Raw genomic sequence first — 13,879 nt, forward strand, 5'->3', positions numbered from 1 at the left:
CCGGCAGCGTCGCAACGCCTCCGGGCCTCTGGGCGTTAATGGGCAAAGGAGAGCCCGCCATGACCAATCCCCAGCCCAATGACCGCCCCGATACGATTCCGAATCCCGATCCGGTGTCCCCGATTCCGGGACCGAACGGCGATCCTGTCCCGCCGCAGCCCGATAGTCCGATCCCCAACCCGAACGATCCGCGTCCCGACGTGATCGATCCCGAAATTCCCCCGCGCCCGGATGTGGAGCCGGATCGGCGCTAGAGCGTTTCCAGGACAAGTGAAAACACTTTTTTGGCCCGGACACGCGACAAATCAAAGACTTAGAGCTCCTGTTCTGATTCAATCAGAACAGGATATGCTCTAGGCACCTGCCGGGCCTGAGCCCACATCGCCGCAACGTGAATTGTTATGGAGGGTCGGCGCAAGCCGGCCCTTCTCGCATATTTCGGTGGCTAGCGTGACCAGAGCCGGAAGCGGCGGGCAATCCGCCCGTCGATCAGCAGCAGACCGGCAAAGATCGCCGCCATGCCTAAAAGGTGAGTCGGCAGAATGATTTCGCCCAACAGGATAAACCCGAAGATGATGGCCGAGATCGGTGCGATGAAGGTCACTGTCGAGAAGTTGGTCGCGCCGATGCGCGGCAGGATCCGGTACATGATCATGAACGTGAAGGTCGTTGCGATCAGTCCGATCCCCAGCGCGGCTAGCCACGTCTGGGGCAGGGCGATGGTCGGAACGCCTTCGCCGATGAGGGCCACGACCAGCGATGTCAGCCCCGCGCCGGTCAGCGCGATCACGGCGAATGCGGTCGGTTCGATATGCTTGAAGCTGCGCGTGATGTTGAGCGAAACAGCATAACAGATCGTTGCGCCCAGGCACGCTCCTATGGCCCAGAGCTGAGAGGTGCCGCCAGCGGAGAGGGCCGGCGAGGCGAGAATGGCAACGCCGGCAAATCCGCAGACCACGCCCATGATTTTCTGGGGCGTCGCGCGCTCGCCGTCCCTGAACAACGGAGAGATCAGAACCGTCATGATCGGGGTCAGCGCGTTGATGATCGCGGCGACCCCGCTCGCGAGGCTGCCTTGGGCCATCGGATAGAGCGCAAACGGAATCGAATAGGCCAGAAGGCCTAGCGCGCCGAGCTTGATCCAGACCATGGGATCGCGCGGCAAGGGCTTGCGCAGCGCGAACAGAACCAGCCAGCATCCAAGTGCGCCGATACAGACGCGCAGCGCCGAGACCCAGAGCGGGCCAATCTCTTCGATCAGAACTGCATTGAAAATAAAGGAAAAGCCCCAGATTCCACCGAGCAGAGAAATCCAGAACCAGTCGCGCGCTGCCATGATGTCATTCCGGTTGGTCAGTCCGGACGCTATGCGTTGGCGTGCCGGATGTCGAAGCAGAGTTGGCGATCGATAGGATCAACGCCGGTGATCTGACCACCCGGTTTTTACCCGCAGCCTGAACTCGGCTAAGGCAGGCTGGCTTTGCCCGTCGCCACCATGCGCAACGCTTCGGGATAGAGCCGATGCTCCTCCACGAGCACTCGGGCAGCGAGCGTCTCGGCCGTATCGCCGGGTCGAACGGGCACCCGTGCCTGCGCAATCACCGGCCCTTCGTCGAGACCGGGGGTCACGAAGTGGACCGAACACCCATGCTCGGCCGCACCGGCCGCAAGCGCCCGCGCGTGGGTATCGAGCCCTTTGAACGCGGGCAGAAGTGAGGGGTGGATGTTGATGGCTCGTCCCTGCCAGCGCTCCACGAACGATGGCGTGAGCACGCGCATGAAGCCGGCCATGCAAACGATATCGGTGCTCCAGCTTTCCAGTATGCCCGTGAGAGTCGTGTCGAAGTCCTCTCGCGACGCAAATGAGGACTGGGCCAGAGTGGCTGTCTCGATGCCTTCCGCGCGGGCGACATCGAGTCCCGGGGCTGCCCTGCGGTTGGAGAAGACGCCAATAATTTCAGCGGGATAGTCTTCTTTCTTGGCAGCTTGAATCAGAGCGCCCATGTTCGAACCGCGCCCCGAGATCAGAATTGCGACCCGCTTTTTGCTCACAGGTTGAGTTGCCCGTCAAAGACCACTGCGGCATCGGTGCGCGCTTCGATCACCCCTACAAGCGTCGCACTTTCTCCTGCGCCCTCGAGCATGTCGACCAGCGCCAGGGCGTGCTCGGGCGCGACGGCTACCAGCATGCCCACACCGCAATTGAATGTGCGGAGCATCTCAAGCTCTTCCATGCCGCCCTGCGTGGCCAGCCAGCCGAACACCGGCGGAGGCGTAAGGGCACCGAGGTCGACGCGCGCAGCAAGGCCCTCGGGCAGCACGCGGGGGATGTTTTCCTGGAAGCCGCCGCCGGTGATGTGTGCGAGAGCCTTGATGGCGTAGCCAGCTCTCAGGGCGGCGAGCAGCGGCTCGACATAGATGCGCGTGGGCGTGAGCATGGCTTCGCCCAATGTCAAATCGTCGGCGAACGGGCAGGGGTCGGTCCAGGCAAGGCCTGATCGTTCGACGATCTTTCGCACCAGCGAAAACCCGTTCGAGTGCAGGCCCGAAGAGGCGATAGCCACCAGGCTGTCGCCCTCGGCGAGATCCGGACGCGGCAACAATGTTCCGCGCTCGGCTGCGCCGACGGCAAAGCCGGCTAGGTCGTAGTCGCCCGAAGCGTACATGCCCGGCATCTCGGCAGTTTCCCCGCCCAGAAGCGCGCAGCCAGCCTGCCGGCAACCCTCGGCGATCCCCTCAACGATCGCGGTGCCCTGGGCGACGTCCAAGTTGCCGGTGGCGAAGTAGTCCAGAAAGAACAGGGGCTCGGCACCCTGCACGATAATGTCATTGACGCACATGGCGACGAGGTCGATGCCCACCGTGCCGTGCATCCCCGCTTCGACGGCGATCTTGAGCTTTGTGCCCACGCCGTCATTGGCCGCCACGAGCACCGGGTCTTCAAAGCCGGCGGCCCTGAGATCGAAGAGGCCGCCAAACCCCCCGATCTGCCCGTCGGCGCCCGGTCGACGCGTGGAGCGCACCGCAGGCTTGATCGCGTCGACGAGGGCATTGCCCGCGTCGATGTCGACTCCCGCGTGCTTGTACGAGAGCCGGATAGATGGCAGGTTCTTCTCGTCAGTCATGCAGTCACCATCAGCGGTGTTGTCCACTCCGATACCCACAGGACCTGCGGTTCGGAAGATTGGCGTTGATCGGGCGCGCCGGGCGCTATAATCGACAGGCTGATAGCGGCTCATCTGATCGCGCGCAAGGACCGGCCCATGCTTCTCCAAAATCAGGTCAAGGCCTGGATCGTCCTTCTGGGCATGTCCCTTTTGGCGCTTTGGCTCTTCAGGGGCATCCTTTTGCCCTTCGTTCTCGGTATCACGCTTGCCTATCTGCTCAATCCTATCGTGGATTGGATGGAAAGGCTCAAGGTACGGCGCGGGTTTGCTACGCTGCTTGTTATGCTCCTCGTGCTGATTATCGTGCTCACTGGCTTTCTGCTCATCGTGCCGCTGATCCTGCAGCAGGCCTTCGGGCTGGCCCGCAACATCCCGGGCTATCTCGAGCAGCTCCAGCTCTTCATCGAGACGGCGGCGCCCAGGCTCGAACTCTGGCTGGGTCCGGACCGCATGCAGGAATTCGAGCGCGGCATCGAACAGATGTTCGCCGACAGCATCGGCGTTCTGACGAACGTGACCGGCACCATCATGCAGTCCGGCATCGGGATGATAAACACGCTGGCGATCATGATCGTGACGCCGGTGGTCGCGTTCTACCTGCTGCTCGATTGGGACAAGATGGTCGAGAGCGTGGACAATCTGTTCCCGCCCAAGCACAAGGCGGAAATCCGGGTCCTGTTTAGGGATATGGATGTCGCGCTCGCCGGGTTTGTGCGCGGGCAGGGTGCGGTCGTGCTGATCCTTGCGGTCTACTATGCCGCCACGCTTTCGCTGTCCGGGCTGAGTTTCGGGCTGGCGATCGGGATCATCGCCGGCCTGTTCAGCTTCATCCCCTATGTCGGGGCGCTGATCGGCTTTGTGCTGTCGATGGGCGTGGCCCTCGTCCAGTTCTGGCCGGACTGGATCGCGATTTCCGTGATTCTCGCGATCTATCTCGTCGGGCAGTTCCTGGAAGGCAACATTCTCTATCCCAAGCTCGTTGGCTCCTCGATCGGCGTGCATCCGGTGTGGATGATGTTCGCGCTTTTTGCGTTCGCCGTTCTGTTTGGTCCGGTCGGCGTCATCGTTGCCGTGCCGCTGGCTGCGATCAGCGGGGTTTTGATGCGTTGGGGCGTGATGAAATACAAAAAGAGCGCCCTATATGATCCCGACCATTCCGTGCTGTTGCCAGGGCGCGACACGGAGGAGCGCAATGTCCGCAAAGTCACCTGACCTGAGGCAGGGGGGCGAGAGCACTCCTGCAGGGCTTGATGCGGAGAGCTCGCGGCAGCTCGTTCTCGAATGGGAGCACTCGGTCTCGCACGCTCTCGACGACTTCATTACCTGCGCGGCCAACCGAACCGCGTTCGATCACGTCTGTGCCTTTCCGGCATGGTCGTCGCCTCTCACCCTGATCCAGGGGCCGGCGAAATCGGGAAAATCCCATTTGGCGAGGATCTTCGCCGCCCTTTCCGAAGCGCGGCAGGTCGCGCGTGAGGAGATTGAGACGCTGGCGGCCGAGGGCGGACGCTTCCCAATCGTGGTCGAGGATGTCGACCGCTCGGGGTATTTGGAAGTGGGACTTTTCCACCTGCTCAACCAGTCCATGCGCGACGAGCGGCCCGTGCTCATGACCGCCCGGCTGCCCATTGCCCTATGGCCTTACCGCACTGCGGACGTCAAATCCCGCGCCCGGCTGGCCTCGTGGTTCTCGATCGAGGCGCCTGACGACATTCTCTTGTCGCAGATGATGGTGAAGTTGTTCGCCGACAGGCAACTGGCGGTCGATCCGAAAGTGATTTCCTATATGGTGGCCCGGATGGAGCGATCATCCCAGGAGGTCGTGGCCCTTGTGGAGACGGTGGACAGGTTGTCTCTCTCGCGCGGACGCGCGATCACCCGACCGATAGCGGCCGAAGCGCTTGCCCTGCGCGATTCCGGCCGCGATCGGGATGCAGAAACGGACACCCGAGGCTGAACATGGACGATATCGCGCATCACGAGCACCTGGTCGAGACAGCTGCTCCCGACATCCAGGCTTTACGCACCAGCCCCGCCCGTTTCGTCAATCGCGAGGTGAGTTGGCTGCAGTTCAACACGCGGGTGTTGGAAGAAGCGGCCAACCCCAACCATCCGTTGCTGGAGAGACTGCGCTTCGTTTCGATCTCGGCCAACAATCTGGATGAGTTCTTCATGGTGCGTGTGGCGGGCCTCAAAGGCCAGATCAGGGCGGGCCTGCCGCGCGAGAGCGCCGACGGCATGACGCCGACCGAGCAGATCGAGGAGATCACGACGCTCGCCCAGCACCTGCACCTCGAGCAGCAGGACCAGTGGCAGGCGATCCGCGACGAGCTGGTCGAACAGAATGTGGTGCTTCATGAGGCACAGGACCTCACCTCCGAGCATATCGCCTATCTCGAGGGCATGTTCCGCGACGATGTGTTCCCGGTCCTCACGCCCATCGCCATCGACCCGGCGCACCCGTTTCCGTTTATCCCCAATCTCGGATTTTCTCTCGCCTTTCAGCTCGACCGCGAGATCGACAACGAACGGCTGACGGCGCTGGTGCGCATTCCGTCCAACCTCGACCGCTTCGTGAAACTGCCGACCAACGCGATCTCGGACCGTCAGGTCGAGATGGTGACCATCGAAACGGTGGTCAGGCTGTTCTTCCATAAGATGTTCCCGGGCTACAAAGTGATCGGCACCGGCGCCTTCCGAATCGTGCGCGACAGCGAAATCGAGATCGACGACGAGGCGGCCGATCTTGTGGTCGAATTCGAGTCGGCCCTTCGCCAGCGCCGCCGGGGCCAGGTCATCCGGCTCGAGATCGAGCGGTCCACCCCACGGTCACTCAAGCGCATGATCGCCGAGGAACTGGGGATCGCCGCCGAGGACACGTTCGAGGTCGACGGGTTTCTGGGCCTCGCCGATGCTGGCAAGATCTGCGACATTGATCGGCCGGAACTGAAATTTCCGCGCTATCACGCCCGGTTTCCCGAGCGTATCCGCGATCATCACGGCGATTGCTTTGCGGCGATCCGGGAAAAGGACATCGTCGTCCATCACCCCTATGAAAGCTTCGACGTCGTGGCCCAATTCGTCACCCAGGCGGCGCGCGACGCCGATGTGGTGGCGATCAAGCAGACGCTTTACCGCACGTCCAAGGACTCCCCGATCGTAAAGGCGCTGATCGCAGCAGCGGAATCGGGCAAGTCGGTGACGGCGCTGGTCGAACTCAAGGCCCGTTTCGACGAGGAAGCCAACATCCGCTGGGCCCGCGACCTCGAGCGGGCAGGGGTCCAGGTCGTGTTCGGGTTCATCGAGCTCAAGACGCACGCCAAGCTCAGCCAGGTGGTGCGACGCGAGAAGGGCAAGCTCGTCTCCTACTGCCACGTGGGGACCGGCAACTACCACCCGGTCACCGCCAAGATTTACACAGATCTGAGCTATTTCACCGCCAACCCGATCATTACCCGCGATGTGGCGCGGGTCTTCAACTTCGTCACCGGCTATGCCCGCCCCAGCGGTCTCGAGGCCATGGCGGTTTCCCCGCTCGACCTGCGCGCGCGGCTGATCGCCCACATCGAGCGCGAGACGGCTTTCGCCCGCCGGGGAGAGCCGGCAACCATCTGGTTCAAGTGCAACGCGCTGGTGGATCCCGACATTATCGATGCGCTTTACGAGGCCAGCCAGGCCGGTGTGAAGGTCGAACTCATCGTACGCGGCATCTGCTGCCTGCGGCCCGGAATACCGGGTTTCTCGGACAATATTCGCGTCAAGTCGATCGTGGGGCGCTTCCTCGAGCATTCGCGCATCTACTGCTTCGGCAACGGCCGCGAGATGCCATCGCGCGATGCAGCGGTCTACATCTCCTCGGCGGACCTTATGCCCCGCAATCTGGACTGGCGCGTGGAAACCCTCGTTCCCATGCTCAACAAGACGGTGCACAAGCAGATCCTCGACCGCATCATGGTCGCAAACCTGCGCGACAACGAGCAGAGCTGGGAAGTGCTGCCCGATGGCACCTCGCAGCGCGTTTCGGTCGGCGACGAGGTGGAGCATTTCAATGCCCACAATTATTTCATGACCAACCCATCCCTGTCCGGGCGTGGCAGCGCGCTGCACGGGGACCATGACGATGAAGGTGACGATTGATTCGTATCTGGAGCGTCGAGTCCGACCCCAAAATCGCGGGCGGCAATGAGGACGCAACCCCGGTTGCCGTGATCGACATCGGATCGAATTCGGTCCGGCTCGTGGTCTATGAGCGCCTGACGCGCGCCCTGACCGTGCTTTACAACGAAAAGTCGTCCAGCGGGCTGGGCAGAGGGGTCGCGGCCACGGGCAATCTCGCCGACGAAACCATTGCCCGGGCGCTGAAGGCGGTCCAGCGCTTCGCGCTCGTCTGCCGGTTGATGGAAGTGGGCCAGATCTACGCATTCGCCACCTCGGCAACGCGTGATGCCGGGAACGGGCCGGCATTCACAAAGGCCGTGGAAGCCATTATCGGCGTCAAGGTGCATGTCATGAGCGGACGCGAGGAAGCCCATTTCGGCGCACTCGGCGTTGTCGCGGGCATGCCCGGATTTGAGGGCGTGGTTGGAGACCTCGGCGGGGGCAGTCTCGAACTTGCCCGCGTTTCGGGCGAAGGGGACATGCCAGGCGAAACCTTCGGGCTCGGCGGCATCCGCCTTCAGGACGACAGCGGCAACGACCCGGTCGCTGCGGCCCAACTCGCGCGCGAGCGGCTCGAGGAGTCTGAAATTCTGAAGGACAACCCGTCCCACACCTTCTGCGCGATCGGAGGGACTTGGCGCTCGATCGCCAAACTGATCCAGACGCGGGAGAAATATCCCCTGCACATGGTCCAGGATTACGCGGTCTCGGCGCCCCGCATCCTCGAGATTTGCGATATGCTGGTCAACGATAACGGCAAGAAGCCGGTCGCAGGCATGGAATCGGTCTCGAGTTCGCGCCGGGATCTCTTGCCCTATGGCGCCGCGGTTCTGGCGGAAGTGGTCCGGAAAGGCGGGTTCGAGCGTGTTGTTTTTTCGGCGCTTGGCGTGCGCGAGGGCTATCTCTACGATCGGCTCGATGCGCAAAGCCGCACGATCGATCCCCTGATCGAGGCAACGCGCGAAATGTGCATGTTGCGCGCGCGGGCGCCCAAGTTCGCCGACGATCTGATCGAGGGCAGCACGGAACTGCTCGCAATCTCAGATATCGAGGAAAGCCGGGACGAAGAGCGCCTGCGCCGCGCCGTGTGCTACCTTTCGGACATCGGCTGGAGGGCACACCCCGATTATCGCGGGGAGCAGAGCGTGGACATGGTGGCGTTCTCGGATATCACCGGCATCGGCCATGCGGGCCGGGCCTTTCTCGCCCAGACGCTGGCTTACCGCTATATGGGCTTCAAGCAAAAGAGCGCATCGGCCAAGCTTCTGGCCCTTGCAGGGGAGGCGCTCAACCTGCGAGCCCGGCTGATCGGCGCCTATTTCCGCGTGGCCTATCCTCTAGCCGCCGCGATGCCGGGCATCGCACCGCGCACGCGGTTTGCGGCAGACGGCAAGACGCTTCAATTGCACTTGCCGGCAGACCTCGCCTTTCTCGATGGGGTGCGTCTGGCCAACCGGCTGCGCCAGCTTGCCACCGAGGCGGGGTTCAAGGACAGCCGTATCGTTGTCGAAGACACGATCTGAAGCCGCGGTATCTCCCGGACCCGCTGGGGTCCGGAGATATCATCGCTAGAGCTCCTTTTCTGATTGAATCAGAACATGAGCTCTAAGTCTTTGATTTGTCGCGTTTCCGAACCGGAAAAGTGTTTCCACTTGTCCTGGATACGCTCTAGCCAGCCTCGGCTGTGTCCTGCGGGATTTCGAACTCGACGACGCCCTTGCGGCTGGCAGCGAGGCCGATGCGGCCGTGCTTGATGTCGAGCGCCTTGGCCCCGAAGAGCTTGCGCCGCCACCCCTTGAGGGCGGGGACGTCAGCCTGATCGTCGAGCACGATGGCGTCTATATCGTCCGAGCTCGCGATGATGCGCGGAGCGACTCCGTTGCTGTCGGCGACGGCCTTGAGAAGCACGCGCAGGAGATCGCCCACGGCGCCCTTGGGCGAGGGTCCACGGGGTCTGTGGGGCACCGCCGGCAGCGAGGCCTTGTCCATGTCCTCGACCCTGGCGATGATCGCGAGGATTTCCCCACCCGATGCCGAGCGTCCGAACCCGCGCGGCACGGCGCGCAGCTTGTCGAAGGCTTCCGCACTGCGGGGACGCTGCTGGGCCAGTTCGTATATGGCATCGTCCTTGAGGACCCGGCTGCGCGGCTGATCGTTGGACTGCGCCTTTTTCTCCCGCCAGCGCGCCAGCGCCTGAAGTGCTGCAAGGTCACGTGGCTTGGTCACCTTGAGCTTGAGCCGTTTCCAGGCCTGTTCGGGATCGACGATATAAGTGTCCCGGGCCTCGAGCACCGCCATCTCGTCGGCTACCCAGCTCTCGCGCCGCGCCTTGGCGATTTCGTCGCGGAGCTGGACGTAGATGGGGCGCAGATGGGTCACGTCGGCCAGCGCATAGGTGAGCTGCTTTTCGCTTAGCGGTCTGGCCGACCAGTCGGTGAACCGCGAGCTCTTGTCGATCTGCTCACCGACGATCGAGCGCACGAGATTGTCATAGGAAATGCTCTCGCCATGCCCGCACACGCTGGCTGCGATCTGTGTGTCGAACATCGGGGTGGGCACGGTGTCGAACAGCTTGACGAAAATCTCCACGTCCTGCCGCGCAGCATGGAAGACCTTTGTGACATGTTCGTCGGCCAGAAGCTCGGCGAACGGCCCCAGGTCGATCCCCTCGGCGAGTGGGTCGATGATGACGGCGCGCTCGGGGGTTGCCGCCTGCACGAGGCAGAGACGGGGCCAATAGGTCGTTTCGCGCAAGAATTCGGTGTCGACCGTCACGTAGTGGAAGCGCGCGGCGTCCTTGCAGAACGCCTCGAGCGCCCCCGTCGATGTGATGACCTGCATGCAGCATTCCATTCGATAAGCTATCAAAGTCTGGTAGCAGGTTGCTCGGTTCCGCGCCAGAGCGCGGGAGGGGGCGGCCGGGAAGGGTGCGGCCGAGCCCGGCATGCTTGACATTTGGGCTTCGTCATGCGCTTTTCCGGCACGATTTCCCTACCCGATTTTCCGAAAGACTATCGATGACTCATCGCTATCGCTCGCATACCTGCGCCCAGCTCAAGAAGGCCGATGTCGGCCAGACGGCGAGACTTTCGGGCTGGGTTCATCGCATTCGCGATCACGGTGGATTGCTGTTCATCGACCTGCGCGACCATTTCGGGATGACCCAATGCGTGGTGGATCCCGACTCTTCGGCTTTCGGGCTGGCAGAGACCCTGCGCGCCGAATGGGTCATCCGGGTCGATGGCGAAGTCAAGGCGCGCACCCCCGAGACAGTCAACGCCAACCTGCCGACCGGCGACATCGAAGTCTTCATTCGCGAAATCGAGGTGTTGGGAAGCGCTGGCGAGTTGCCGATGCCGGTCTTCGGGGATCAGGAATATCCCGAGGAGACGCGGTTGCGCTATCGCTTCCTCGATCTGCGCCGCGAACGCATCCACCGCAATATCGTGACGCGCTCGAAGGTTATCACCTCGCTGCGTCGGCGTATGGTGGATCAGGGTTTCACCGAGTATCAGACGCCGATTCTCACTGCATCGAGCCCTGAAGGAGCGCGCGACTTCCTCGTGCCCTCCCGCCTGCATCCGGGCAAGTTCTACGCACTGCCCCAGGCGCCCCAGCAGTTCAAGCAGCTCATGATGATTGCCGGGTTCGACCGGTATTTCCAGATCGCCCAGTGCTTCCGCGACGAAGACGCACGTCACGACCGGGCGGGCGAATTCACCCAGCTCGATATCGAAATGAGCTTTGTCGAGCAGGAAGACGTGTTCCAGTCAGTCGAGCCGGTGCTGCGCGGGGTGTTCGAGGAATTCTCCAATGGCTGGCGCGTGACCGACAAGTTCCCGCGCATTCCTTATGCCGACGCCATTCGCAAGTATGGTTCTGACAAGCCCGATCTGCGCAATCCCATCGAAATGCAGGACGTGACCGAGCATTTCCGGGATTCCGGGTTCAAGGTCTTTGCCGGCCAGATCGCCAATGATCCCAAGGTCGAGGTCTGGGCCATTCCCGCGCCAACCGGTGGCAGCCGCGCGTTTTGCGACCGCATGAACGCCTGGGCGCAGGGCGAAGGCCAGCCGGGGCTGGGCTACATCTTCTTCAAGGACGGAGCCGGTTCGGGTCCGATCGCCAAGAACATCGGCGAGGAACGCACCAAGGCGATCCGCGAGCAGCTTGGACTCGCCGACGGCGATGCGGTGTTTTTCGTATGCGGTCTGCCGTCCAAGTTCTACAGCTTTGCCGGGCTGGCGCGCACGCGCGCCGGTCAGGAGCTCAACCTTCTCGATATCGAGCAGTTCGCCTTCTGCTGGATCGTCGACTTCCCCATGTTCGAGTGGAACGAGGAGGAAAAGAAGGTCGACTTCTCGCACAACCCCTTCTCAATGCCCCAGGGTGGGCTCGACGCGCTCGAGAACGACGATCCGCTGACTATCAAGGCCTATCAGTACGATGTGGTCTGCAATGGCTATGAGCTTTCCTCGGGGGCCATCCGTAACCACCGCCCCGACATCATGCGCAAGGCCTTCGCCATTGCGGGCTATGACGAGTCGATCCTTTCCGAGAAATTCGGCGGGCTGTATCGCGCGCTGCAGTTCGGCGCTCCGCCGCACGGTGGCATTGCGCCGGGTGTCGACCGCATCGTCATGCTCTTGTGCCATGAGAGCAATCTGCGCGAGGTCACGGCCTTCCCGATGAACCAGCAGGGGGAAGACCTTCTGCTGGGCGCGCCCAGCGAGGTTTCGCCGCGGCAATTGCGCGACCTGCATCTGCGGGTCAACCTGCCGGCGGAGAAGCGCGGGGAATAGCGGCCTCTGCCGCTACATCGTTAATGCGGAGTTAGGGGCTTGCCGCTTAGGATGACCTCCAGCGACATGCGGGGAGCCTATTGCGTTCGCGAGCCACATATATTCTGCTCGTTTTCACGGGGCTGGTAGCGTTTGCTCCGGTCCTTGCGGTGGACTATGTGCTGGACGGCTACGCCCAGAAGCAGGAAACCCGGCTTCTCGAAGACCGGGTGGCTGCGGTAACGGGCGCCAGTGAAGCGAGCGTCCTGTCTGGGCTGGCATCGCTTGCACGTATCCTCGACGCCAGTCCGTCGTTGTGCACTTCCACCTACCATGCCAACGTCAACAGGGAACTGTCCACCAACCCCAATCTGGTCCAGGTGGTGGTCGAGAACGGCGACGGCATCCAGTATTGCTCGGCCTATGACGACACGTTCCAGTACCGCCTGGCTTCGGACCCGGTGACGGTGCCGGGTCGCACGGAATCGATGAGCGCTGTGACCTCGGATGGCCACGCTCACCCGCTGCTGCAGATCACCCAATCGTTCGGATCCGACAGGACCGTCTCCGCCTTCGTGCTCGCCGCGCCTCTGCTCGCTGCGGGGGCAGGGCCCTTCCTCGAGGATGTCGCCTATCTCGAACTTGCGCTTACGAGCGGCGCGCCGATCCTGTTTTCGGGTGACGACGCCGACCTCGGGGACGAGGCCCTCGTCGTGGCGCGCTCGATCGCGACCGAAATCCCGATCAAGGCCACGGCCGGCGCGGTCTTCTCCCAGCTCAGGACCCGCTATGCGGATCTCGATTTCGGCCTCACCATCGTTGCGTGCATCGTGGGCGCGATCATCATGGGCGGGGCGCTGCAGCTTGCCCGCCGGCCCAATGTCGCTAATTTCGACCTCGAACGCGCCATCGTCGCCGGTGAGATGAAGCCCTATTACCAGCCGGTCATGGATATCAAGTCCGGGCGGCTGATCGGGTGCGAAGTGCTTGTGCGTTGGGTCAAACGCAACGGCGAGGTCGTGCCTCCGGGCGCCTTCATCGATTACGCCGAGATGTCCGGCCTCGCGGTCCCCATGACCCTGAGCCTGATGGAGCAGGTCCGGTTCGATCTGGAGGATCTCTGCCGCGAAGTCCGCGACTTCAAGGTCTCGATCAATCTCTTTGAGGGCCATTTCCGGGACGGTTCGATCGTCGAGGACATCGAATCCATCTTTGGGGACAGCGGTATCGCCTACCGGCAGCTTGTGTTCGAGATCACCGAGCGGCGGCCGTTCGATGATCGCGTCGCCGCCACGCGCGTGATGTCCGCTCTCCACAAACTCGGTGTGCGCATCGCGCTCGACGATGCGGGTACGGGCCATTCCAACCTTGCCTATCTCGAGAGCCTGGGGATCGATATCGTCAAGATCGACAAGATTTTCATCGACATGATCAAGGACGCCGAGGCCCCGGTGCCGGTCGTGGATGGGCTGATTTCCATGGCCATGGATATGGGCATCGACATCATCGCCGAGGGCGTCGAGACCCAGGAACAGGCGCTCTACCTCAGGAGCAAGAAGGTCTACCACGCGCAGGGCTATCTGTTCGCGCCGCCCCTGAAGCTATCGCGGTTCATGGCGCTCGCCGATGCCCTCAATCCGCGCCCTTCCCAGGGCGCTTCTGGCCGGGACATGGCCGCCTGAACTTCCGGTACGCGAAAAGTTGCGCGCGTCGGCCTTTCCTTTTCCGGGGTTTGGTGGCACCTACGGAGCGGTTACGTTCCGAGGAGACGGC

At 62.6% G+C, this 13,879-nt stretch carries 11 protein-coding genes; 7 read left to right on the plus strand and 4 right to left on the minus strand.

Annotation, left to right across the window (positions count from 1 at the left end):
• Positions 1-59 precede the first annotated feature (59 nt).
• Complete coding sequence (locus tag EO136_RS05270; RefSeq protein ID WP_127143421.1) at positions 60-254, plus strand: hypothetical protein; 195 nt, start codon at positions 60-62, stop codon at positions 252-254.
• A gap of 191 nt (positions 255-445) precedes the next feature.
• Here the strand turns inward: EO136_RS05270 and EO136_RS05275 are convergent, their stop codons facing one another.
• The 3 genes from EO136_RS05275 to purM all read right to left on the minus strand — a co-directional run bounded on the left by EO136_RS05275 (position 446) and on the right by purM (position 3,125).
• Positions 446-1,336, minus strand: coding sequence for a DMT family transporter (locus EO136_RS05275; RefSeq protein WP_127143422.1), 891 nt, complete (start codon positions 1,334-1,336; stop codon positions 446-448).
• A gap of 128 nt (positions 1,337-1,464) precedes the next feature.
• A complete protein-coding gene (gene purN / locus EO136_RS05280; RefSeq protein ID WP_246018265.1) occupies positions 1,465-2,004 on the minus strand; it encodes a phosphoribosylglycinamide formyltransferase in 540 nt (179 codons plus the stop codon).
• Positions 2,005-2,048: 44 nt separating this feature from the next.
• A complete protein-coding gene (gene purM / locus EO136_RS05285; RefSeq protein ID WP_127143424.1) occupies positions 2,049-3,125 on the minus strand; it encodes a phosphoribosylformylglycinamidine cyclo-ligase in 1,077 nt (358 codons plus the stop codon).
• 138 nt (positions 3,126-3,263) lie between these two features.
• On the opposite strand from purM, the gene EO136_RS05290 reads away from it, so the two are divergent.
• The 4 genes from EO136_RS05290 to EO136_RS05305 are packed head-to-tail and all read left to right on the plus strand — an operon-like array spanning position 3,264 to position 8,848.
• Positions 3,264-4,379 carry an AI-2E family transporter gene (locus EO136_RS05290; protein ID WP_127143425.1) on the plus strand — a complete coding sequence of 372 codons (1,116 nt, stop codon included), beginning with the start codon at positions 3,264-3,266 and terminating at the stop codon, positions 4,377-4,379.
• On the plus strand, positions 4,360-5,124 hold the full coding sequence (locus EO136_RS05295) for an HdaA/DnaA family protein (protein ID WP_127143426.1): 765 nt from the start codon (positions 4,360-4,362) through the stop codon (positions 5,122-5,124). The genes EO136_RS05290 and EO136_RS05295 overlap by 20 nt, the downstream gene beginning before the upstream one ends.
• Positions 5,125-5,126: 2 nt before the next feature.
• Positions 5,127-7,304, plus strand: coding sequence for an RNA degradosome polyphosphate kinase (locus EO136_RS05300; RefSeq protein ID WP_127143427.1), 2,178 nt, complete (start codon positions 5,127-5,129; stop codon positions 7,302-7,304).
• The gene (locus tag EO136_RS05305) at positions 7,301-8,848 is read left to right on the plus strand and encodes a Ppx/GppA phosphatase family protein (protein WP_127143428.1); all 1,548 of its coding nucleotides are present in this window, start codon (positions 7,301-7,303) and stop codon (positions 8,846-8,848) included. The genes EO136_RS05300 and EO136_RS05305 overlap by 4 nt, the downstream gene beginning before the upstream one ends.
• 145 nt (positions 8,849-8,993) lie before the next feature.
• On the opposite strand, the gene rnd is transcribed toward EO136_RS05305, so the two are convergent.
• Positions 8,994-10,166 carry a ribonuclease D gene (gene rnd, locus EO136_RS05310; RefSeq protein ID WP_127143429.1) on the minus strand — a complete coding sequence of 391 codons (1,173 nt, stop codon included), beginning with the start codon at positions 10,164-10,166 and terminating at the stop codon, positions 8,994-8,996.
• A gap of 176 nt (positions 10,167-10,342) precedes the next feature.
• On the opposite strand from rnd, the gene aspS reads away from it, so the two are divergent.
• A complete protein-coding gene (gene aspS / locus EO136_RS05315) occupies positions 10,343-12,127 on the plus strand; it encodes an aspartate--tRNA ligase (protein WP_127143430.1) in 1,785 nt (594 codons plus the stop codon).
• A gap of 80 nt (positions 12,128-12,207) precedes the next feature.
• Positions 12,208-13,788, plus strand: a complete 1,581-nt coding sequence (locus EO136_RS05320; RefSeq protein ID WP_127143431.1) for an EAL domain-containing protein — start codon at positions 12,208-12,210, stop codon at positions 13,786-13,788.
• The last annotated feature ends 91 nt before the right edge of the window (positions 13,789-13,879 follow it).

It is taken from the genome of Pelagibacterium montanilacus (genome assembly GCF_003992665.1).
GTDB classification, from domain to species: Bacteria; Pseudomonadota; Alphaproteobacteria; order Rhizobiales; family Devosiaceae; genus Pelagibacterium; species Pelagibacterium montanilacus.

Excerpts from the sequence above, each read along its gene's own strand:
- purM (WP_127143424.1), bottom strand. The coding sequence starts at position 3,125 with ATGACTGACGAGAAGAACCTGCCATCTATCCGGCTCTCGTACAAGCAC.
- EO136_RS05295 (WP_127143426.1), top strand. The coding sequence starts at position 4,360 with ATGTCCGCAAAGTCACCTGACCTGAGGCAGGGGGGCGAGAGCACTCCT.
- EO136_RS05275 (WP_127143422.1), bottom strand. The coding sequence starts at position 1,336 with ATGGCAGCGCGCGACTGGTTCTGGATTTCTCTGCTCGGTGGAATCTGG.
- rnd (WP_127143429.1), bottom strand. The coding sequence starts at position 10,166 with ATGCAGGTCATCACATCGACGGGGGCGCTCGAGGCGTTCTGCAAGGAC.
- EO136_RS05290 (WP_127143425.1), top strand. The coding sequence starts at position 3,264 with ATGCTTCTCCAAAATCAGGTCAAGGCCTGGATCGTCCTTCTGGGCATG.
- aspS (WP_127143430.1), top strand. The coding sequence starts at position 10,343 with ATGACTCATCGCTATCGCTCGCATACCTGCGCCCAGCTCAAGAAGGCC.
- EO136_RS05270 (WP_127143421.1), top strand. The coding sequence starts at position 60 with ATGACCAATCCCCAGCCCAATGACCGCCCCGATACGATTCCGAATCCC.
- EO136_RS05300 (WP_127143427.1), top strand. The coding sequence starts at position 5,127 with ATGGACGATATCGCGCATCACGAGCACCTGGTCGAGACAGCTGCTCCC.
- purN (WP_246018265.1), bottom strand. The coding sequence starts at position 2,004 with ATGGGCGCTCTGATTCAAGCTGCCAAGAAAGAAGACTATCCCGCTGAA.